At 59.5% G+C, this 20,657-nt stretch carries 17 protein-coding genes; 10 read left to right on the top strand and 7 right to left on the bottom strand.

From position 1 onward, the window contains the following. Positions 1-277: 277 nt before the first annotated feature. Positions 278-1,210, bottom strand: a complete 933-nt coding sequence (locus tag E0E00_RS04800; RefSeq protein ID WP_165443551.1) for a helix-turn-helix domain-containing protein — start codon at positions 1,208-1,210, stop codon at positions 278-280. Between the two features lie 158 nt (positions 1,211-1,368). Between E0E00_RS04800 and E0E00_RS04795 the strand changes: the two genes are divergently transcribed. Beyond that, positions 1,369-3,294, top strand: a complete 1,926-nt coding sequence (locus tag E0E00_RS04795) for an NAD(+) synthase (protein WP_130811373.1) — start codon at positions 1,369-1,371, stop codon at positions 3,292-3,294. Between the two features lie 62 nt (positions 3,295-3,356). On the opposite strand, the gene E0E00_RS04790 is transcribed toward E0E00_RS04795, so the two are convergent. Then, on the bottom strand, positions 3,357-3,935 hold the full coding sequence (locus E0E00_RS04790) for a xanthine phosphoribosyltransferase (RefSeq protein WP_130811372.1): 579 nt from the start codon (positions 3,933-3,935) through the stop codon (positions 3,357-3,359). Between the two features lie 319 nt (positions 3,936-4,254). Between E0E00_RS04790 and groES the strand changes: the two genes are divergently transcribed. From groES to E0E00_RS04765, 5 genes are all read left to right on the top strand, one after another. Further along, on the top strand, positions 4,255-4,545 hold the full coding sequence (groES, locus tag E0E00_RS04785) for a co-chaperone GroES (protein WP_130811371.1): 291 nt from the start codon (positions 4,255-4,257) through the stop codon (positions 4,543-4,545). Positions 4,546-4,613: 68 nt separating this feature from the next. After that, positions 4,614-6,254 carry a chaperonin GroEL gene (gene groL / locus E0E00_RS04780; protein WP_130811370.1) on the top strand — a complete coding sequence of 547 codons (1,641 nt, stop codon included), beginning with the start codon at positions 4,614-4,616 and terminating at the stop codon, positions 6,252-6,254. Positions 6,255-6,739: 485 nt separating this feature from the next. Next, positions 6,740-8,020, top strand: a complete 1,281-nt coding sequence (locus E0E00_RS04775; protein ID WP_130811369.1) for a 4Fe-4S dicluster domain-containing protein — start codon at positions 6,740-6,742, stop codon at positions 8,018-8,020. A gap of 43 nt (positions 8,021-8,063) precedes the next feature. After that, the gene (ychF, locus tag E0E00_RS04770) at positions 8,064-9,137 is read left to right on the top strand and encodes a redox-regulated ATPase YchF (protein ID WP_130811368.1); all 1,074 of its coding nucleotides are present in this window, start codon (positions 8,064-8,066) and stop codon (positions 9,135-9,137) included. A 172-nt stretch (positions 9,138-9,309) separates the two neighbouring features. Continuing rightward, positions 9,310-11,148, top strand: a complete 1,839-nt coding sequence (locus E0E00_RS04765; protein WP_130811367.1) for an ATP-binding cassette domain-containing protein — start codon at positions 9,310-9,312, stop codon at positions 11,146-11,148. A gap of 274 nt (positions 11,149-11,422) precedes the next feature. Here the strand turns inward: E0E00_RS04765 and E0E00_RS04760 are convergent, their stop codons facing one another. Continuing rightward, positions 11,423-13,024, bottom strand: a complete 1,602-nt coding sequence (locus E0E00_RS04760; RefSeq protein WP_165443550.1) for an LCP family protein — start codon at positions 13,022-13,024, stop codon at positions 11,423-11,425. A gap of 275 nt (positions 13,025-13,299) precedes the next feature. Between E0E00_RS04760 and guaA the strand changes: the two genes are divergently transcribed. Further along, positions 13,300-14,892, top strand: a complete 1,593-nt coding sequence (guaA, locus tag E0E00_RS04755; RefSeq protein ID WP_130811365.1) for a glutamine-hydrolyzing GMP synthase — start codon at positions 13,300-13,302, stop codon at positions 14,890-14,892. A gap of 618 nt (positions 14,893-15,510) precedes the next feature. On the opposite strand, the gene E0E00_RS04750 is transcribed toward guaA, so the two are convergent. Then, on the bottom strand, positions 15,511-15,924 hold the full coding sequence (locus E0E00_RS04750) for a helix-turn-helix domain-containing protein (protein ID WP_022349661.1): 414 nt from the start codon (positions 15,922-15,924) through the stop codon (positions 15,511-15,513). 140 nt (positions 15,925-16,064) lie between these two features. Between E0E00_RS04750 and E0E00_RS04745 the strand changes: the two genes are divergently transcribed. From E0E00_RS04745 to E0E00_RS04735, 3 genes are read left to right on the top strand one after another with little or no spacing between them, the layout of a single operon-like run. Then, a complete protein-coding gene (locus tag E0E00_RS04745; protein ID WP_006681531.1) occupies positions 16,065-16,268 on the top strand; it encodes a hypothetical protein in 204 nt (67 codons plus the stop codon). 1 nt (position 16,269) lies between these two features. Beyond that, a complete protein-coding gene (locus E0E00_RS04740) occupies positions 16,270-17,340 on the top strand; it encodes a site-specific integrase (protein ID WP_022349660.1) in 1,071 nt (356 codons plus the stop codon). Positions 17,341-17,345: 5 nt separating this feature from the next. Then, positions 17,346-17,771: a hypothetical protein gene (locus E0E00_RS04735; protein WP_022349659.1), complete on the top strand. Its 426-nt coding sequence runs from the start codon at positions 17,346-17,348 to the stop codon at positions 17,769-17,771. A 3-nt stretch (positions 17,772-17,774) separates the two neighbouring features. On the opposite strand, the gene E0E00_RS04730 is transcribed toward E0E00_RS04735, so the two are convergent. From E0E00_RS04730 to E0E00_RS04720, 3 genes are read right to left on the bottom strand one after another with little or no spacing between them, the layout of a single operon-like run. Continuing rightward, positions 17,775-19,478 carry a DUF262 domain-containing protein gene (locus E0E00_RS04730; RefSeq protein WP_130811364.1) on the bottom strand — a complete coding sequence of 568 codons (1,704 nt, stop codon included), beginning with the start codon at positions 19,476-19,478 and terminating at the stop codon, positions 17,775-17,777. Positions 19,479-19,529: 51 nt separating this feature from the next. Continuing rightward, positions 19,530-19,748, bottom strand: coding sequence for a hypothetical protein (locus E0E00_RS04725; protein WP_022349657.1), 219 nt, complete (start codon positions 19,746-19,748; stop codon positions 19,530-19,532). A gap of 24 nt (positions 19,749-19,772) precedes the next feature. Continuing rightward, on the bottom strand, positions 19,773-20,657 hold the full coding sequence (locus tag E0E00_RS04720) for a DUF4238 domain-containing protein (protein ID WP_022349656.1): 885 nt from the start codon (positions 20,655-20,657) through the stop codon (positions 19,773-19,775).

The following is a 20,657-nucleotide window of genomic DNA, read 5'->3' as shown; positions in this document are numbered from 1 at the left end:
ATAAATGCAGTTGTATGCCGTTAGGAATCCACTGGCAGAGAGAGGCCTTGCCAGCGGATTGATGAAGCTAATGCTTGATGATAATGATGACCCAGCCACTATTGACTTGCCCTGACAGATGCTCTGCTTGCCCCCTCATGTTCAACGCCCCCTTACGCCAACAATGGAATCATCGCAAGGAGGCATGCCTCACTCCATATCAGAGCATGTAAGTTTTAAATTACTCGAGATGTTAAGTACTGGATACTGAGCACCTAGTATCTCTGAGCATCGCCGCCTAGAGCTCTACATCCATGTGCTCTTGAGCCCATGAGCGGATGTCTTGTGTATAGTCGTCTTTGTCGCAGAGATCAAGGTAGTCGGCAACCGTGCGCATCATGTGCGTAGCTGCGGCAACGTCGCCTTCTCTGAACTTTGCACGGGCAAGGCCGGCAAGAATGATGGGCATCATAATGAGTTCTTCCTCGTCGAGGCTTCTTCTTCGTGCCTGCTGCAGGTAGAGGGTAGACTCGTCAAAATGCTCGCGTTTCTCTTCGATAATCGCAAGATTAACCATTACGTTGAGCCATGCAGTAAGGAACCGGTGGCCTTGTGCCTGTTGTCGTTTTAACGAGAGAAGTATTTCCTCGCTAAGACGAACTGCTTCAATGTCACGTCCTGCATAGTACAGGGCTGCAACCATGTGCGAGAGAATCTGCGCCTCGGTAGGAGAGAGCAATTCGTCGCGTAGGTCGCTTGGATCAATACCTGGCTTTGTGAGTCTTAGCCCCTGCTCTAACAGGGTAAGGGCGCGCATGGCATCGGTGGGGGTGCAGCCATTTCTAAGCATAGATGCACCATCGACTTCAAGGAGTCTTTGTCGTTCGGTGGCAGGCGAGCCATCGTCGATACTTGTCTGCAGCTCCTCAAGTAGAGCTCTGCCGCGCCTTGCGTCGAGACCATCGAAAGCGAGCCATGCATTCTGAATGCGCCTGTCAAATTCTCGCTGCTCTTTGCTGCCGGCGTTAACGTCAAAGAGCTGGTAGCTGCTCATGCCCAAGCGGTCCATAAGTGCATCGAGCACTGCCTTCGAGGGTGTTTGTAGCCCATTCTCTATGCGCGACACCGAGACGGGCGAGCAGATGCCCTCTGCAAGCTGTTCTTGCGTGAGCCCGCGTTCTTTGCGAAGCGTGCGAATGATGCCTCCAAGTGAATTCGCTGTCATATGCATGCCTCCCTTCGCGTGAGTGAAATGAGTGTGGGCCCATGCTTTTGACGGAATGGCCGTGCTTGACGCAATAGAACGTCGTTGCATCTCTACGATACGCTACTCTTGGAAATATGAGTCTTGCGCCAAACCAATTCCCTTGGAGGAGCCCGGGAGGAAAGATGCTGGACGGATTCGTGAAGGTCGCGGCAAGGACGCCCGAGGTCCGTGTTGCCGACGTGGAGTACAACACCGCCTCCTGCCTGCGTCATATTGAGGCCGCCGCCAAAGACGGCGCGCGCGTCATCGTGCTTCCGGAGCTCTGTACAACGGCCTACACCTGTGAGGACCTCTTCTGGCAGGGCGCCCTTCTCAACGCGGCCGAGAAGGCCGTGGCTACCATTGCCCGGAAGACCTCCCACCTGGACGCCCTTGTGCTTCTCGGCGCACCCGTGCGCGTGAATGCCAAGCTCTACAACTGCGCCGTTGTCCTCGCGCATGGATGCGTGCTGGGCATTGTTCCCAAGCGGGCCATTCCTACCTATAACGAGTTCTATGAGTCTCGCCACTTCTCGGTGGGGCCAGATGCCTGCGTGTCTGTGGATTTTGCGGGCTTTTCGGGCGTGCCTTTTGGCACCAAGCAGCTCTTTGCCTGCAGCGAGCTCCCACAGCTGGTAGTTGCCGCCGAGATTTGCGAGGACCTCTGGATTCCCAATCCGCCCTCAACCGAGCACGCACTGGCGGGCGCCACGCTGATCTGCAACCTCTCGGCCTCTAACGCAATCGTAGGCAAGGCAGGTTACAGGCGCAGCCTCGTGAGCGGGCAGTCTGCGCGCCTCATCTGCGGCTATGTGTACGCCTCGGCTGGCGGCGGCGAGTCCACGCAGGATTTGGTCTTTGGTGGGCACGACATGGTTGCCGAGAACGGCCGTATGCTCGCGGAAGCTCAGCCCTTTGGTAGCGGTGCCGCCACAAGCGAGGTGGACGTGGCCTTCCTCTGCGAGGAGCGCCGCCGCATGTCCACCTTTGTCGCTGCGCCGGCACCCGAGGCGGCGGGCTACACGGTCACGCACTTCTCGCTTACGCCCAGCCGCACCACGCTCACGCGCTTTGTTGACCCCCATCCGTTTGTGCCCGCAGATGCCGAGCGTCGTGCCGAGAGGTGCGAGGACGTCCTGAGCATCCAGGCCCGCGGCCTAGCCAAGCGCCTTGCGCACACACGCTCGAGCCACGTGGTGATTGGCGTCTCGGGCGGACTTGACTCCACGCTTGCCCTCTTGGTGTGCGTTCGCGCGTTCGACCTGCTCGACCTGGACCGTACGGGCATCATTGCGGTGACCATGCCCGGGTTTGGCACTACGGGCCGCACGCATGGTAACGCCACCATGCTTGCGGCTGCCCTTGACTGTGACCTGCGCGAGGTCAACATTTCCGACGCCGTGCGCCAGCACTTCTCCGACATTGGCCACGACGAGTCCATGCACGACGTCACGTATGAGAACTGCCAGGCGCGCGAGCGCACCCAGGTGCTCATGGACATTGCAAACCAGGAGGGTGGCCTGGTGGTTGGAACCGGTGACCTCTCCGAGCTGGCGCTTGGCTGGGCTACGTACAACGGTGACCACATGTCGATGTATGCGGTCAATGCCAGCGTGCCCAAGACCCTTGTGCGGCATCTTGTTCGCTACGTGGCCGATACCTGCGGAAACGACGAGGAGTCCCACGTTCTCTACGACGTTCTGGACACACCTGTCTCGCCAGAGCTTCTGCCTGCCGAGAAGGATGGCACCATCGCCCAACGCACAGAAGACCTTGTCGGTCCCTATGAGCTGCACGACTTCTTCCTGTACGAGGTCCTGCGCCGGTGCACGCCGCCGCGCAAGGCGTATCGGCTGGCGCGTCATGCGCTTGGGGACACCTATGACGATGCCACGATTCTCAAGTGGGAGAAGACCTTCTACCGGCGTTACTTCGCGCAGCAGTTCAAGCGCAGCTGCCTGCCGGACGGACCGAAGGTAGGTTCGGCGGCTGTCTCCCCCAGGGGAGATTTGCGCATGCCGTCCGACGCTTGCGCCACGCTTTGGCTGCGCGAACTCGAGGGGCTGTAAGAAGACGGGCCCACGGCGATGTGGGCCCGCGCTTCTCGGTGTGGGGTGTGTCGCGTGCGGCGCTACTCAAATACGATCGCGCCGGTCTCTGCGTCCATGGACCTCACGACGGCCAGCGACTGAACGTCGAAGCCCCTCTCGCGCAGGCGCGTGCCGCCGGGCTGAAAGCCCTTCTCGACGGCGATGCCGATGCCCTCGACAATGGCGCCTGCCTGGTCGCAGATCTCGATGAGGCCGTCGAGCGCGCATCCGTTGGCGAGAAAATCGTCGATGATGAGGACGTGCTCACCCTTGTCGAGGAAACGCTTGGCGACAATGACCGTGTTGTCGTTGCCGTGGGTGTAGCTGTGCACGCGTGCCACGTACTGCTTGCCATCGAGGTTGATGGACTGCGACTTGCGCGCAAAGACCACCGGAGCGTTGCCAAAGCGCGTGGCTGCGACGCAGGCGATGCCAATGCCAGACGCTTCGATGGTCAGAATCTTGTCGACGGGCCTGCCGGCAAAGCGTCGCGCCCACTCGTCACCCATATCCGCGTAAAGCGCGACATCGCACTGGTGATTGAGAAAGCTATCGACTTTGAGTACGTTGCCCTCGCGGACGATGCCCTCCTGCTTGATCCTCTCCTCGAGCTCACGCATGCAATCCCCGTTCCCTTGGCGCCTAACGTGCGTTCCATTGTACGCATTACGAGCATAGTTAATACCTGCGAGCTGCGGCATGTGAGAATGCGCCTCCGGCGTCACCGTGCCCGACGCACGTCTGCGCCCGACGCGACCCGCATCCATGGTTCCAACCCAGTTAGAAAATCTAAGTCTCAATTGGAAGATTTTTCTCATCGCGACGGTATAACCTCAATCGGATGGGTACATAGATGGACGTTGGATTGGATGACAGGACCACACGTCCGTCGTCACAGGTTCAAGCGCCGCACGGCGCCCTAAAAGGAGGTTCTTGGTTATGACTCTTAAGCCGCTGGGAGACCGCGTTCTCGTCAAGCCCGCACCCAAGGAGGAGAAGACCTCTTCTGGTCTGTACATCTCCTCGGGCGCTCAGGAGAAGCCGCAGCGCGGTAAGGTCGTCGCCGTGGGCGAGGGCAAGCGCGATCAGGATGGCAACCGCATCCCCGTTGACGTCAAGGCGGGCGACGAGGTGTTCTACGGCAAGTTTGGTGGCAACGAGGTCAAGGTCGACGACGAGGACTTCCTGCTCCTCCGCGCGGATGACATCTACGCCATCATCGAGGAGTAGCTCGCATAGAGTCGAGATGCTAGCTGGTAATTCACCCATCAGGGTTTATCTGGAAGGACAAGCACAACATGGCTAAGGACATTGTTTTTGGCACCGACGCCCGCACGAAGCTGGCCAAGGGCGTGAACACCCTCGCTGACGCCGTCACCACCACGCTCGGCCCCAAGGGTCGCTACGTCGCGCTCCAGCGCTCCTATGGCGCCCCCACCATCACCAACGACGGCGTTTCTGTCGCCAAGGAGATTGAGCTCACGGACCCCATCGAGAACATGGGCGCCCAGCTGGTGAAGGAGGTCGCCACCAAGACCAACGACACCGTCGGTGACGGCACCACCACCGCTACGCTGCTCGCGCAGGTCATCGTCAACGAGGGCCTGCGTAACGTTGCCGCCGGTGCCAACCCCATTGCCATCCGTCGCGGCGTCGACAAGGCCGTTGACGCGGTTGTTGCCGAGATGAAGGACTCCGCGATGGAGATCTCCACCAAGCAGCAGATCGCTTCCGTGGGCACCATCTCTGCTGGCGACCCCGAGATCGGCGAGAAGATTTCTGACGCCATGGAGGTCGTGGGCAAGGACGGCGTGATTACCGTCGACGAGTCCCAGACCTTCGGCATCGACATCGACACCGTCGAGGGCATGCAGTTTGACAAGGGCTACATCTCCCCGTACTTTGCCACCAACAACGACAACATGACGGCGGAGCTGGATAACCCTTACATCCTGATGACCGATCAGAAGATCTCCAACATCCAGGATGTCCTGCCCATCCTCGAGGCTGTCTCCAAGCAGGGCGCACCGCTGCTCATCATCGCCGAGGACGTGGACGGCGAGGCCTTGGCCACGCTGATTCTCAACAAGCTCCGTGGCACGCTGAACGTCGCTGCCGTGAAGGCCCCCGGCTACGGTGACCGTCGCAAGCGCATGCTCGAAGACATCGCCATCCTCACCGGTGGCCAGGTTGCCATGAAGGAGCTTGGCGTCCAGCTCGCCGACGTTACTGCCGAGATGCTCGGTCGTGCCAAGTCCGTCAAGATCACCAAGGACAACACCACCATCGTCGGTGGCGCCGGCTCCAAGGACGCCATCGAGGAGCGCGTTGCCCAGATTAAGAACGAGATTGAGAACACCACCTCCGACTTCGACAAGGAGAAGCTCCAGGAGCGTCTGGCCAAGCTCTCCGGTGGCGTCGCAGTCATCAAGGTTGGTGCCGCTACCGAGGTCGAGCTCAAGGAGATCAAGCACCGTATCGAGGACGCCCTGCAGGCCACCCGCGCGGCTGTCGAGGAGGGCATCGTCGCTGGCGGTGGCGTGGCGTTCCTGGCCGCGGCCCCCGCACTCGACTCCGTCAAGACCTCTGATGCCGATGAGAAGATCGGTGTCGATATCATCCGCAAGGCCCTCGAGGCTCCCGTGAGGACCATCGCGAGCAACGCTGGCTTCGAGGGTTCCGTTGTGGTCGAGAAGATCAAGGGCCTGTCCAAGGGTCAGGGTCTCGACTCTGCAACCGGCAACTATGGCGACATGATCGAGATGGGCGTTCTCGACCCTGTCAAGGTTACTCGCACCACGCTTCAGAACGCCGCCTCCGTGGCGTCGCTCATCCTCATCACTGAGGCCACAGTCTCCGATGAGCCCAAGGACACCACCATCGAGGAGGCTATCTCCAAGGCCGCCGCTGCTGGCGGCCAGGGCGGCGGTATGTACTAAGGGCTAGGGTAGCCCCGCGTACCGCTCCTTGGTCATACAATTTGACCGAGTGAACTTTCGGGCCCCAGGTGCCATGTGCACCTGGGGCCCCGCTTATTCTCGGCTCCGCAGAAAGGCTGTGAGGGCCCAATGACGGCTCGGCGCGGCGTGGTTTTGGAGGGCTGACGACGGTCATCGAGGTGCCCTTGGTCTACTTTTTCGGTTGGTGGCAGTTTTTCAGGCAACTCAGAAGTAGATACATTGGCTAACTTTGCAAAGCCGCAGCTAGAGAATTGTTACTATGGTTGTGATACAAGAGGTAATCGCAAAAAACTGCCACCAACCGTCAATATGAGACTCTGAATAGTTGCAAAAGGCTATCTAGAGGTTTCCGGCGAAGGGACAGGCTTCCTTCCGCGTGGCGCGCGCCTTCTCCGCTGTATACTTAAAATGCTGTGTGCTCACTAGCGCACCAGCGCAAACGTAACAAGCCGACAGGAGAGTCAATGGCCCAGAAGCGCGACATCCTCGATGATCTCATCGATATCCAAGATAGCTGGCAGGCAGTTCAGAACCCGTTTGCGGGCATTGCGGACTCGCTTGCCCAGGACCCTGGCCAGCGCAAAGTCTTCGATCCGGCGGACTACAAGGAAAAGCCCTGGTGCAACTCAAGCCGCTGCCTGCGTTGTGCTGCAGATCGCGATGACGTCTGCTCCACCTGCCTGGACGTATGCCCCACTAACTCGATTGGCATCCACAACAAGTCCGTGACCATCGCGGACAACTGCCGCAAGTGCGGTCTTTGCCAGGCGGCCTGCCCCACCGAGGTCTTCAATACGCGCCGTCACATGGCAAAGCAGCTCTATGACAACATTGCCCGTGCGGCCTCGGCATACGAGCAGTGCTATGTCACGTGTACGCGTGCCCTCAAGCGCCTGCCCAGGCCCAACGAGATACTCCTCCCATGTGTAGGCATGATTTCTCGTGACCTGTGGTTCTCCATTCTCGTGGACTACGCCAACGTGTCCGTCTACCTGCCGCTGGGCATCTGTGACCGCTGCCGAACCACGACGGGGGAGGCGTTTTACACCGAGGCCATCGGCACGGCGGAGGAGTGGGCAAAGTCGGCCGTGGGCCTCGAGGTCGACAAGGACAACCTCACGCACGAGTTCACGCGCGAGTATCGTCGCAGCCAGTTTGTGAGCTCGGCCATCCACGCCACAGAGGGCCTCGTGACGCGTTCTAACCCGGCCCTTGCCGGCGCACAAGCGGTGGCCAAGAAGATTACCGACCATGCTACCCGCCTGAACGAGCTGCAGCGTCAGCTCGAGAACGCCGTTGGCGCCAAGACCAACCAGAACCGCCAGCGCATTCTCACCCAGAACCGCAAGCTCATGATGGGCGGCCTTCAGCACGATCCGGAACTGGCAGCAGGCATTATGCTGGACGTGCCTGTGGTTGACCCCGATCTCTGCACATCCTGCGGTGATTGCGCCAAGGCTTGCGTTACCCATGCCATCGATCTTGATGACAGCGGCCACGTCCACACCATGGCTGCGTACTGCGTGAACTGCGTCGCGTGCGTGAGGGCCTGCCCCGAGGGTGCACTCTCCATGCAGGCCCAGGATGCCCGCGACCTGGTGATTCCCGACAAGAACGCTGAGGAGCTTGCCCGTCAGAAGACAAAGGCCAAGCAGGAGGCCCAGCGCCTTATGGAGCAGGGCAAAAAGCAGCTCGCCAAGGCAGCCGACACCCTCGAGAAGTTTGATGACAGCGAGAGGAAGTAAGAGGCCATAGGCAAAAAGCCGCAGGTCAAGAAGGAGAAGCATCGTGTCACTTTCCATTGGCATCGTGGGACTTCCCAACGTGGGCAAATCGACCCTGTTCACTGCGCTTACCCGCAAGGGCGGGCTGGCGGCAAACTATCCCTTTGCCACCATCGATCCCAATGTGGGCGTGGTCGACGTTCCTGACGAGCGCTTGCAGGAGCTTGCCAAGATCGTGAACCCTGCACGTATCGTACCGGCCTCCGTCGAGTTCGTTGACATCGCGGGCCTCGTGAAGGGTGCAAACGAAGGCGAGGGCCTGGGCAACCAGTTCCTGGCGAACATCCGCAACTGCGATGCCATTTGCGAGGTCGTGCGCTTCTTCAAAGATCCCAACGTCATGCGCGAGACGGGTAGGACTGGTGCATTTGTCGACCCCGTGGCAGACGCTGACACCATTCAGACCGAGCTTGTCCTCGCGGACTTGGGCTCACTTGACCGCTCAATTCCCAAGCTGGAGAAGGAGGCCAAGCGCGACAAGGAAGTGGCCCCGCGTCTCGAGGTGGCCAAGCGCCTGCGGGCGTGGCTCAACGAGGGGCATCGCGCGGCGGAGATGGACATGAGCGACGACGAACGCGTTGCTGCCCGCGACCTCTTCCTGCTCACCATGAAGCCCGTCCTCTACGTTGCAAACTGCGACGAGGACCAGCTGGGTGAGAAACCCCAGATCAACGACCAAGACGCTATTCCCATCTGTGCCGAGGTCGAGGCCGAGCTGGCTGACCTTGATCCGGAAGAGGCGGCTGAGTACCTCGAGTCCATGGGGCTTGAGCATTCCGGCCTCGAGGTGCTTGCGCGTGCGGCTTACCACCTGCTGGGCCTCCAGAGCTTCTTCACTGCCGGGCCCAAGGAGGTTCGTGCCTGGACGGTGCGCATCGGTGCCAAGGCTCCCGAGGCGGCAGGCGTCATCCACTCTGACTTCGAGAAGGGCTTCATCAAGGCCGAAACGATCAGCTACAGGGACTACGTCACGCTGGGTGGTGAGTCCGGTGCACGCGACGCTGGCCGTCTGCGCATGGAGGGCAAGGACTACGTAGTTCAGGACGGGGACGTGATGGTCTTCCGCTTCAACGTGTAGCGCTGCGGTGGCGCGACTGCCTTCACGAGGGACCCCGGGACATTCGTCTCGGGGTCCCTTGTTTGTGTGTATGCACTGCTCTACCGTTTGCCGAGTCGTCCGGAGCGGGGGGCGTTGCAAGCGCTGGATTCAGGTATTTTTAATGCATTAACCAGTGGCATCGGAGGCTGCTATGACGTATTGCAGGCTTGTGCTGAAGGTGCTGCTTCGAGAGCCTGTCCTCTGGGCAGCGACAGCATCATTTGCACTGCTCCTGTCGCTCAGCGCCTTAGTTCCATATCCCTTGTATGGACCTGGGCTCCTGCGGCAGGTACTGAGGATGAACCACGAAAGCCTGTCAACAAATCTGGCGAGCGGCGCGTTTGATGGAGCTCCCAACAGGTTGATCGATGATATTAACCAGCAGCTTGCTTATATGGAGGACGCCCTCAGCGCCGATACAAGCTCTGGCTTCTACGCCACGCTTGCAGAGTTGTATCGCGCGAACGAGGAAGAAGTGTCATCCGGGACGCTCGTGGGGTCAAGCGCACTAGAAGCCGAGGTGAATGTCAGATACGCCGAAGCCATGAGCGAGGCAGGGGAGACCCCCGAATACGACTCCTCGACTCAATTGCCGGCTCTTCTCTTGGCATCCGTGGCCCCGAGCACGCTGCCCCAGTTCGTATTGGTCATCCTGCCTCTGTTAATTGGCCTGTCGGTGTCTATGGTCACCGACTGGCGAAAGCTTCTTGGTAGCAGCACGGTCTCGAGAAGCATTGCTGTGCTCTCAAGGTGCATTGTCGGAGTCATTGTTTGTCTCGTGACCTTCGCGCTCTCCTGTCTACCGTTCCTCGCAATATCAACTTTGAAGAACGGACTTGGAAGCCCAACATATCCCATTGTGTTTCTAAGAGGGGGGGAGATCATACAGACGACTGCAGGTCAGGCCGCCTTGTGGACGGCGGTGCTCGTGTTCCTCTCCTGGCTGTTTCTCTCATCTGTGTGCATCTGTGTGTCATGTGTTGCGAGAAGTTCAATTGCTGGATTTTGCTGTGCCCTCGTGCTCGCACTTGTCCCGAGCGCTCCCTCTTACTACCTGTCTGACTCACTCCTGGGCTTTCCCTTGGCGTATATGCCGCTCTCATATTTCTGTCCATGGGTAGTTGCCGGAAGCGTGGGCTTGTTCCCATACGTGGACCTTACGCCTTCGATTTCTCTGGATCCATGGGTTGGATGTAGGGTTCTTGTTGTGTGGGGTGCTGGGGTAATCGCGTTTTCAGCCTTGCTTGCCCTGGTTAGGCAGAGCGTGGCTGCGAGGCAGACTCGGCCCTCTTTGGGAAATGGGATTTCTCTTCAGGAAGCGACAGTCTCCTACGGAGATGAAATCCTACTGTCGGATGTCTCATTCCGAATGGGGAAAGCGGAGGTGGTAGGGCTCATTGCCCCCAACGGAGCGGGGAAGACAACCCTGCTAGAAATTCTTGCTGGGCGAGAACGTCGCCTCAAAGCAGGTGTCGTGAGTATTGAGGGGGTCTCCCCAAAAGATGAGCAGGCATACGCATCCCAGATGTTCTATGCACCTAGTGACAAGAGGCTGATGTATCCCCATATGAGCGCAAGGTTTCATATTGAGGCAGTTCAAGCGCTCTATAACCATAAAGTTGGCACAGAGAGAATCGCGGAGTCTGTTGGCGCATCCGATTTTCTCGATAAGCCCGTGAGGGCCTTGTCGCAGGGAATGGTCCGCCAGCTTTCTTTGTGCATGGCTGCTGCATCTGGTACGCCATTCGTACTGCTAGATGAACCGCTCAATGCGCTTGACCCAAACAAGTCAGAGCTTGCCGAGAGTTGCGTCAGGGGTATGGCAGAGACAGGCTCCGGTATCGTCATTTCGTCTCATCAACCGGAGGAGATGGACCGCATCTGTGATAGGTTCCTCTTCCTTGAAAACGAGAACCTTACAAGTGTAGAGGTAGATGGCAAAGAGACGTGCAGGGACTTGTACCACAAGTTCTTTGGCAGCTTCGCGTAGGGGGAGCGATGTAATGGTTTCTTTTGCAGCCTAAAGAGGGGGAAAGAGAGATGAAGATAACCCTGTTCAAATGTCAGTATAACGTCTGGTAGAGAGCAGAGTTAACCCCTACGCGAGCCTTACGGTGCCCCCAGAGCTCTGTTCGGGGCACCGTTTCTTCCTCAGCAACGAGTTCTGGCGCACAAGATTGCGCCATTCAATGCGATTACGGAAAGGGGTGAACTGCGAGAAAGATGGTGTCGCGAACCTCGTTGTGCGGCCCGCGGCACCGCACCTACTTCCCCTTGTAGTCAGTTCCCAGCACAACCACTACGTCGTAGTTGTCAGAGTACGTACCGGGGTTCTCCATTGGCGTGACAGAAAGTCCCAGCGTATTGGCCACACCAAGGGCCTCTTCGTATGCGGTAGAACTCTTCGAGCTGCTGTACACAATCGTCGTGGTCGTGTGGGCGCTCGAGTCGGCATTGCCCGCAATCGAGGAGAATCCAGCGTTGGCCAGGACATCCGAAGCGTTCGAGGCGATGCCCTGGGTGGCCGTGCCGTTGAGTACCAGCACACTGCCAGTGTATACGGGCTCAGAGCTCGTGGTGGATGATGACGAGTCAGGGCTATCCACCCCCGAACCCACGGAGCCCGCAACGCCGGCAGTGAAGTCCTGCGAGGAGTCCGAGTACGGAGCCTCGCCCGCATTGACGCGCTGCATCATCGTCTTCCATGCGTCCGCATCGACGACCTCGTACCAAAGGTTGTTGATGTACTGCGAGGTCGTAGGTACAGAGCCGGAATAGATGTCATTGTCGGTGTCGAGGTCCTTGAACTGGTTGGCAAGGGACAGAATGTCTGTGGCGGAGAGGTCCGTGGTGACACTGCTTGCCAGCTCGTTGATAAGGTTGGGCCACTGGGTCGGGTCGCTCTCGAGCACCTTGCGGATAATGGCCGCGATGACCATGCGCTGGTTGGCGGAGCGGTAGTAGTCGCCACCACCGTAGGCGTCGTAAGCATGACGGCTGCGGCAGAGGCCAAGGGCCTCCTCGCCGTTAAGGGTCTGGGTGCCGGCAGGCAGGTCTATGCCCGCATATTCCATGTCAGAGGCAGCGACGGGAAGGGTGACCTCTATGCCGCCAAGGGTGTCCACGACAGAGGTGAACTCCTCGAAGTTAAGCTCTGCATAGTGGGAGATGTTCACGCCCGCAAACTCGGAGACCACCTGGACCATGTAGGACGCACCACCAAACGAGTATGCGGCGTTGATCTTTTGCGTCCCGTGTTCGCCCATGTCGACCATGGTGTCGCGGGGTATCGAGATGAGCGTGATCTTCTTGTTGGGAGGGTCAACGCGTGCAAGGATGATCGAGTCGGTGCGGTAGTTAGACTGGTCAGAGCCCCACTCCTCTGTACGCTCGTCATCCTGGTCAACGCCAAGGAGCAGCATATAGAAGGGGTCGTCGGTCTTTGTCGGCGCGACAAGCTGGCTGATGAGGCTCGAGTCGATGCCTGCGGATAGCTTGCTGTTGATGTTGCTGATGTACCAGGCAAGCGCCGTGCCCGCCACGGCTAAGACGGCAATCAAGGAGATGGCGACTGCCTTGAGCACTCGGTGGCCTTTCTTTGCCTGCTTGCGCTTGGAGACATAGTAGCCAACGCCATCCGCGCGGGACGCGGCGTGGTCCATCTCGTCCGAACCGCCTCCGCGCATGTGGCTCGCGTGGGTGCCGTTCGAGTTGTGGCTGGCACGGGAGCGGGAGCTTGCTTCGGCATGACGGCCCTGCACCAGCGGCGTGCTGTGGAGCTGGCGCGCGTTGGAGTGGGAGGAGCTGTGGTCGCTGTCCGTGCCGTAGCGCTCTGAGGAGAGACGGTCCTGCTCCTCGGATGACATGCTCCGGTGGTGCCTTCTTCTCTCGGCCAAGGGCCCCCCTAACCGTGTCTTGGCGGACATCGTGCGTTTCTGGCATGATACTGGTGCCGTTTGGGACATCACTACAACTGGGACATCATACGTGACGTGCGTGAACGCTCCATGAAGGGCGAGGAATAACGTCGAAGGACATGCAGCGTCCTCATTCCTTGGGGGACTTTTGGGGTGGTAAACGGTAGTATCCTCTAGAACGAATATGAATCTTGTCCGGCTGCAGCCGGAGATGGGAGACGCGCATGTCCGAGGCAAGGCCCAAGCAGTTTGTGGCGGTCTTCGACTTTGGTGCCCAGTATGGGCAGCTCATTGCTCGCAGGGTTCGTGACCTGCACGTCTACTCGGAGATTGTGCCCTGCGACATCTCTGCGGACGAACTTGCGGCAATGAAGCCCTCCGCCATCATCCTCTCTGGCGGCCCTGCCTCGGTTTACGCCGAGGATGCGCCTGACATGGACGCGCGTGTCTTTGAGCTGGGCATTCCCATTCTGGGCTTCTGCTATGGTGAGCAGATCATGGCCGTCAAGCTCGGAGGCGAGGTTGCTCACACCGACAAGGGCGAGTACGGTCCGGCAGCGCTGGTGCGCCTCGGCTCCTCGGCCCTTCTCGACGGCACACCCGAGGGCAGGCAAACGGTGTGGATGAGCCACCGCGATTCCGTAAGTCGTGCTCCCGAGGATTTCATGGTTACCGGGCGCACTGATGCCTGTCCAGTTGCCGTCATGGAGTGCCCGCACCGGCGCCTCTTTGCCACGCAGTTCCACCCTGAGGTGCGCCACACCGAGTACGGTACGCGCATGCTCGAGAACTTCCTCTTTGGCGTGTGTCACCTCGAGAGGAACTGGACCATGGAGGGCATCATCGACCAGAAGGTCGAGGAGATTCGCGAGCAGGTGGGTTCGCGCAAGGTCATTCTCGCCCTCTCTGGCGGCGTGGACTCGTCCGTGGTGGCCGCGCTTGTGCACCGTGCCATTGGTGATCAGCTTACCTGCGTTTTTGTCAATCATGGGATGTTGCGCAAGGGCGAGCCCGAGATGGTCGAGGAGGTCTTCCGCGAGCAGTTCCACATGCCGCTTGTGCACGTGCATGCCGAGGAGCGCTACGCCAAGATGCTCGCTGGCGTGACCGACCCCGAGAGGAAGCGCCGCCTCATTGGCACCGAGTTTTGGAAGGTCTTCTTTGATGAGGCCCAGAAGATTGGTGATGTGGAGATGCTTGCGCAGGGCACCATCTACCCGGACATCATTGAGTCTGGTGCGCGCAAGACCGGCGGCAAGGCAGCCACGATCAAGAGCCACCACAACCTGATACCGTTCCCCGATGGTGTGCACTTCGACCTCATCGAGCCGCTTGATCACTTCTTTAAGGATGAGGTCCGTGAGCTGGGCATCGCGCTCGGCCTGCCCGCAAAGATGGTATGGCGCCAGCCATTCCCTGGTCCCGGCCTTGCCATCCGCATCATTGGCGAGGTGACGCCCGAGAAGCTCGCCACCCTCAAGGATGCCGACGCAATCGTGCGAGAGGAGCTGGATGCGTACAACCAGCGACTCTTTGAGGAGACTGGCGACTGCAACCCTGAGCACGCCTGCTGGCAGTATTTTGCCGTGCTGCCGGATATTAGGAGCGTTGGCGTGATGGGAGACGAGCGCACGTATGCCAGGCCGGTGATTGTGCGCGCGGTTGAGTCCAGCGATGCCATGACTGCGGACTGGGCGAAGCTGCCCTACGACGTGATTGGCCGCATCTCGAGCCGCATTGTGGACGAGGTCGACGGCGTGAACCGTGTGGTGTACGACGTTACGCCCAAGCCACCGGCGACTATTGAGTGGGAGTAGGCTGATAGGGTTCTGACCTGCATTTTTGAGTGCCGCACTGTGCCGCTGAGTTTCGTTTCGTACGAGAGTCATGGCAAAGCCGCCAGCGATGTTGGTGAGTAAATACGATAACCGAGCCTCCGTTCCCGCGTTGGGACGGAGGCTTTTTCTTTGTCGTTTTACTCCCTTTCACCTGCGATTTCGCAATTTACTCCCCCGTGTTTCAAGACGGCAAGGCACGGTGCGGCATTCGGAGGAACGGGAGTAAGGATTCATCCCAAGTGAGTAGACGCGCGATTTTTGTCTCCGAGAGCCAAACGGGGCCGTTTCGGGGCCTGTGAAACTCAAATCGAACTCAATAGGCTTTTCGGCGGTCTTCTCACAGCGTTTTCCCAGGTGGTTAATGGGGAGTAAAGAATCTCGCCGCCTCAATGAAAACGGGAGTAACCAGGGGAAATGCCGCGGCGTACTGCCGCGTGCCGCCGTGTAAGCCACCGCGTCATTTACTCCCCAGGTGCGCCGGAAATGCCTTGGCATGCAATGGGGAGTAAAAACTCAGCTTACGCAGGCCCGAGCGGCGCTCGCCGCCTGGTCCACCGTCCTGATTCGGTTGCGTTGATCGCGAAATGCGGAGAGCCGCTACAGCGAGGCTTTCCAGTCCTCGTATTCGTCGGCGTCGATCTTGCCGTTTTCGAGCTGCGCGCGCTTCTCTGCCCACAGTTCGATCGCCATCGCGGCTTTGGGCGCGTGCGGCGCCTTGGGGTTCAGGGAGAGGCCCGTGCCGTCGGCTGCGGGCACGATGCCGAAGGAGTCCTCGAGCCGCACGAGCAGCGACATGAGGTCGCCCGCAGTCTCGACGCCGTAATCCTTGAGGGCGTTGACGGACACGCCGAGCGCCGCGGAGATGGACTCGAGCAGCTCGGGCTTCACGGCGCGGATGCCGCTCTCGTAGTGGCGCACGGCCCCCTCGGTCAGGCCGACCGCCTCGGCGAGCTGCGCCTGCGTCATGCCGCGCGACTTGCGGTACCGCCTTATGTTCTCGCCTACGGACATGAGCCCTCCTCCTGGAATTACGTACCAGCACATCTTATCAGCGTACGCAAATGTACGCAATTCTATTGACAGTACAGATATGTACGTTTACTCTGAATCTGTGAACCGTACGTATCCGTACGCCATTGATTGGAGGAGCCATGGACGAGAAGGTGGCGAAGACGCCGAGGCCGCACATGCTGGACGCCGACGAGGTCGCGGAGCTGCTGAGGATCAAGAAAGGCAGCGCCTACGAGGTGATCAGGAAGATAAACGCCGAGCAGGAGGCGCGCGGGCGCGTGGTCATCCGCGGGCGCGTTCGAAGCGACGTCTTCGACGCCCTGTACTTCCCGGAGGTGGACTGACATGCCCGTGTACAAGGACGACGGCAACGGCACGTTCTACGTGCAGTGCTACTACCGCGACGCCCGCGGCTCGAAGCGCCACAAGACGAAGCGCGGCTTCTCCTCCGAGGTGGAGGCCGCAGTGTGGGAGAGCCAGTTCAAGAGCCTTAACGGCGGGGCCATGGACATGACGTTCTCCGAGTTCGTCGAGGTGTACGCCTCCGAGGTGAAGCCGCGCATACGCGAGCACACGTGGATCACCAAGGAGTACATCATCAACGACAAGCTCGTGCCGTTCTTCGGGGACATGCGCATGTGCGACGTGAGGCCGATCGACGTCATCAGGTGGCAAAACGAGCTCACCGAGCACCGGGACGCCGACGGGAAGCCCTGGGCACCGACGTACCTGCGCACAGTGAACAACCAGCTCAACGCCATCTTCAACCACGCCGAGCGCTACTACGGCCTCAGCGACAACCCGGTGCGCAGGGTCGACAAGATAGGCTCGAAGAAGGGCGGCGAGATGCAGTTCTGGACCAAGGACGAGTACCTGAGGTTCAGCGAGGCCGTCATGGACAAGCCTCTCTCATTCCACGCCTTCGAGCTGCTTTACTGGACGGGCATACGCTGCGGCGAGCTCCTGGCGCTCACGCCGTCCGACTTCATGCTGGAGAGCTCGCGGCTGCGCATCAACAAGTCGTACCAGAGCCTCAACGGCGTTGACACCGTGACCGACCCCAAGACGCCCAAGTCCGTGCGCACGATCGTCATGCCCGCCTTCCTGCGCGACGAGATGGCGGACTTCATCGAGATGCGCGACGACGTCGCCCCCGACGAGCGCCTGTTCGCCGTGACCAAGCACTTCCTGGCCCACGAGATGGAGCGCGGGTGCAAGGCGTCGGGCGTGAAGCGCATCCGCATACACGACATACGCCACAGCCATGTGAGCCTGCTGATAGAGATGGGCTTCTCCGCGCTGGCCATCGCCGAGCGCATGGGCCACGAGGCGGTGGACATCACCTACCGCTACGCGCACCTGTTCCCCACGAAGCAGGACGAGATGGCCGCCGCGCTCGACGGGGCGAGGGGGTAAGAAGGATGCCGTGCGAGAACAGCGCCCGCAAGCGCAGCAAGACGATGGCGTTCCGCTGCACGCCCGAGGAGCGCAAGCTCATATGCGAGATGGCAGCCTGGAGCGGCATGAACAGGCAGGACTACATCATCGCCAAGCTCACCGATACCCAGGTCGAGGTGAGGCCCTCCGTGAGCGTGCAGAAGGCACTGAGGGACTCGATGGCGGAATTGGCCAAGGAGGTGCGGCTGGCGGCCTCCTACGGCGAGCTGAGCGAGTCCCTGCAACAGAGAATTGAGCACGTGATGAGGTTCTTCCTAGCGCTCGGCGAGCCTCTTGACGCGCCGACGGAAGAGACATCGCCACGAACTACGTTTTTGGAAGAGCCGGTTCCATCCGTCATCGATGCGGGTTCCGACACCGCAAGCATCTTCGAGATGGGACGCAGGTAGGGCCTAGCGCCAGACCTCCAACGCCTTGTCCGCAAGCCATTCGGCGCGATCGGCGATATCGCCCTCGTTCCAAGACTCCTTCTCTAGGGCGCCGGCCATGGTCGCAAGGCCGGCGGCGCAGAGGGCAAGGCCGTCCTTGTATCCTTTTCCCTGCTTCTTGGTGGGCCAATCGGCATCGCGGATGGAGGCGTTGAGCGAATGCGTGATGATGGCGAGGTTGCCGAGCGTGAGGAGCTTCCGGTCCCTTCGCGTGGCAGCCTCATCGTCGAGGGCTCCCCATTTGTTGCGCCACTTCTTGGGCATCATGTGCTCGAGGGTGTACTGGTTGAACCCGAGCAGGGCCGTGCTGCTCATGCCCGGACGAATGGCGCTTTCCAGCAGATAGAGGACGCCCTTGGACTGGAGGTTGTACAGACACGATTCCTCGAATGCCGCTCGAACCTCGGCGTCGCCGGGCATGTACGTCGTCGCCTCGTCATTGGCTTCGAGAGCCTTCCTCAGCGCCTCCGCGTCCTTCACCTCGTTCAAGATCAGCGAGGTGAACAGCCTGTTGTAGTTCTTCGTGGTCGCCTGAACCAGCATTCGGCGGACGATGTAGCTCTCAAGCAGGGCGTAGATCTTAGATTCCTCGCTCGAAGACTCCGCGTTCTTTCGAACGTAGAGCACGTACGGGATGAGCGTCGAGTTCTTGAGGCCGAATATCAGCACGTTCAGGCGCTCGACGCCGGAAGCGGAGGGGATGTCCGCGTCGCAGTAGCCAGGGTCGAACGTGGACTCGAACGCCTCGGCATACGCCTTCATGTTGTCGAGAATCTCGACCTTGTCGCCGTTGCAGTACCTGCCGATGAAATCCTTGTAGGACTGGAAGAGGTTCGAAGTACGCGAATAGAAGAGCTTGTCCTCGGTCGTGACGCCACGCCTCTTGTCCTGGACCAGAATCTGGAGGAACGCGTCGAAGAAGAGGTCGACGAGCGTGCGCTTGATGCGCCCGGTAACGATCTCCTGCTCCCAATACTCCCTCTTCTCAGCCGTGGGCTCGAAGACGTCTTCCCAGCACTCCTTGAACGCCTGCTCGTTCTCGCGGTTGAAGAAGTAGTTCTTAAGGAGCTCCGCCGTCGTCAGGTGCACCCCGAGCGAGTTGATGGTGTCGAATATCTGCTGCTCGTCCTCGCCCTCGGTAAGATCGATGCAGACGAACTGGACGTTCGACTTGATCGTGTTCCTGTCGACCTTCTCCGGGTCGATATTCTTGAGGAAGTAGTTGTAGGCAAGGACGATGGCCGAGGAGCCCTCGAGGGGTTCGCAGCCCGTGGCGCTGACGACCTTTTCGAAATCCTGCCGGTCGTACTTGCCGTGCCGCAAGGCGACATCGCCGGTCTCCAGGACGAAATCTCGCTCAAACAAATTGTTGGTGCCGTTTTTTGCACAGAGTGCCTTGAAGAAGATGACCATGGTCGTGAGTCGCTGCTGGCCGTCGATGACGGTGCGAACCTCGGAGACCTCGGACCAGGTGTTGCCGGAGGAGGCCTGCTTCAGGATGATGGAGCCCAGGAAATAGGGCCGCTTCGAGGCCGTGACGAACTCCATGTCGCCGAGGAAACGCTCCCATTGCTCTTCTCCCCAGACGTACGCCCTTTGGTAAAAAGGTATTTCGAGCAGGCGCGATCCGTTGAACACGCCGCTTATCGTTGCTTTTCCTGCATCCATCCTTAAAGCCCTATCTATCCTTTGCGGTTATTGCTGGCGGGGTCAATTTTATCAATACGCTGCTTGACCCTTTAATGTTCCCGGTCCTTGCCGTCTTCTCCCCAGAAGGTGCTCGAAGATGATGCGCAGGTCCTCGTCATCAAGGCAGCCGCCCTCGAGGCAGCCACGGTCGATGGTATCGATCATCGTCTGCCCCTTCTTCTTCGAGCGGTCGTAGATCACTGTGTCGAGGGATAGCTCCCTGCCGTCGCGCGTGAACATCTCGTGCATGAATTCGGCACTGTTCGCTTGACTTCAATCGCGTACCGCGTGCTCGAGCGGGCCGCTTCCCCTCGATATGGCGACATCCCAATGCTCGCAGTTAAGCAGAAGAAGTCGGTTCATGAACTCGACGCCCGAAAAACCGAGTCTCGCAAACGGCGGAAATAGAGGGTCATCTGAAAAGACCGCAGCATACTCACTGCTCAACGGCATATACGCGAGATGAAAATCGTACGAGTCGTCCTCGGGCCCGATGATGAACATAGGCATCGACGTCGTAACGAACCCTGAGCCGACGGGTGCCCTAAGGATGGAGAAGCTCTTCTCAAAAAAAGCCTTTCGAATACGGTTAACTGGCACAATATCATCGTTGGAGAAGAGCATGGTTGCGGCGGCGGCAAGCTCGACCACCGCTTGGGAATCCCCGCGCCAATCCGACCAATCGAGCAAGCCGAGCTCATAGGGTGTCAGATGAACGTTTCTGAGCAGCTCTTCGGCAGTCTCGCGTGACCATTTCTTGTCGACGCGCATACTGATAGGGTGCCGGACGATGATATTTGCTGCCAGCTCGCAAACGGCGGCTTTCCCATCAGAATACCCTTCGTCTTCGCACTGGTCTTCTTTCTGGCGTTCCAAAAAGCGATCGTAAAGCGGCGCGATGCGGCTCTCGAGCTCAGATAGCTTAACCTCGATGAGGTTCTGCGCATAGAATCTGTCTGTCGCATCGCCTGTCGCATCGGCATGCTCGACCTCATAAAGATCGCGCATGCTGCAAAGGTTCTCGCAATTCGTGCGGAAGAAGGAGCCCTTCTGTCTGCTGTAGGCATGAAGCTGCCCGGAGGAATCCGCGAAATGGCGCAGGTAGAACCGCGGCACCCAGTGCTGCTTTCGCGTCATCTTTCCGGGCAGCTTCGACAT

It is taken from the genome of Olsenella sp. Marseille-P4559 (assembly GCF_900605015.1).
GTDB lineage: Bacteria > Actinomycetota > Coriobacteriia > Coriobacteriales > Atopobiaceae > Tractidigestivibacter.
The sequence above is the reverse complement of the archived record's forward strand: the minus strand, read 5'-3'. Positions and strand labels throughout refer to the sequence as shown.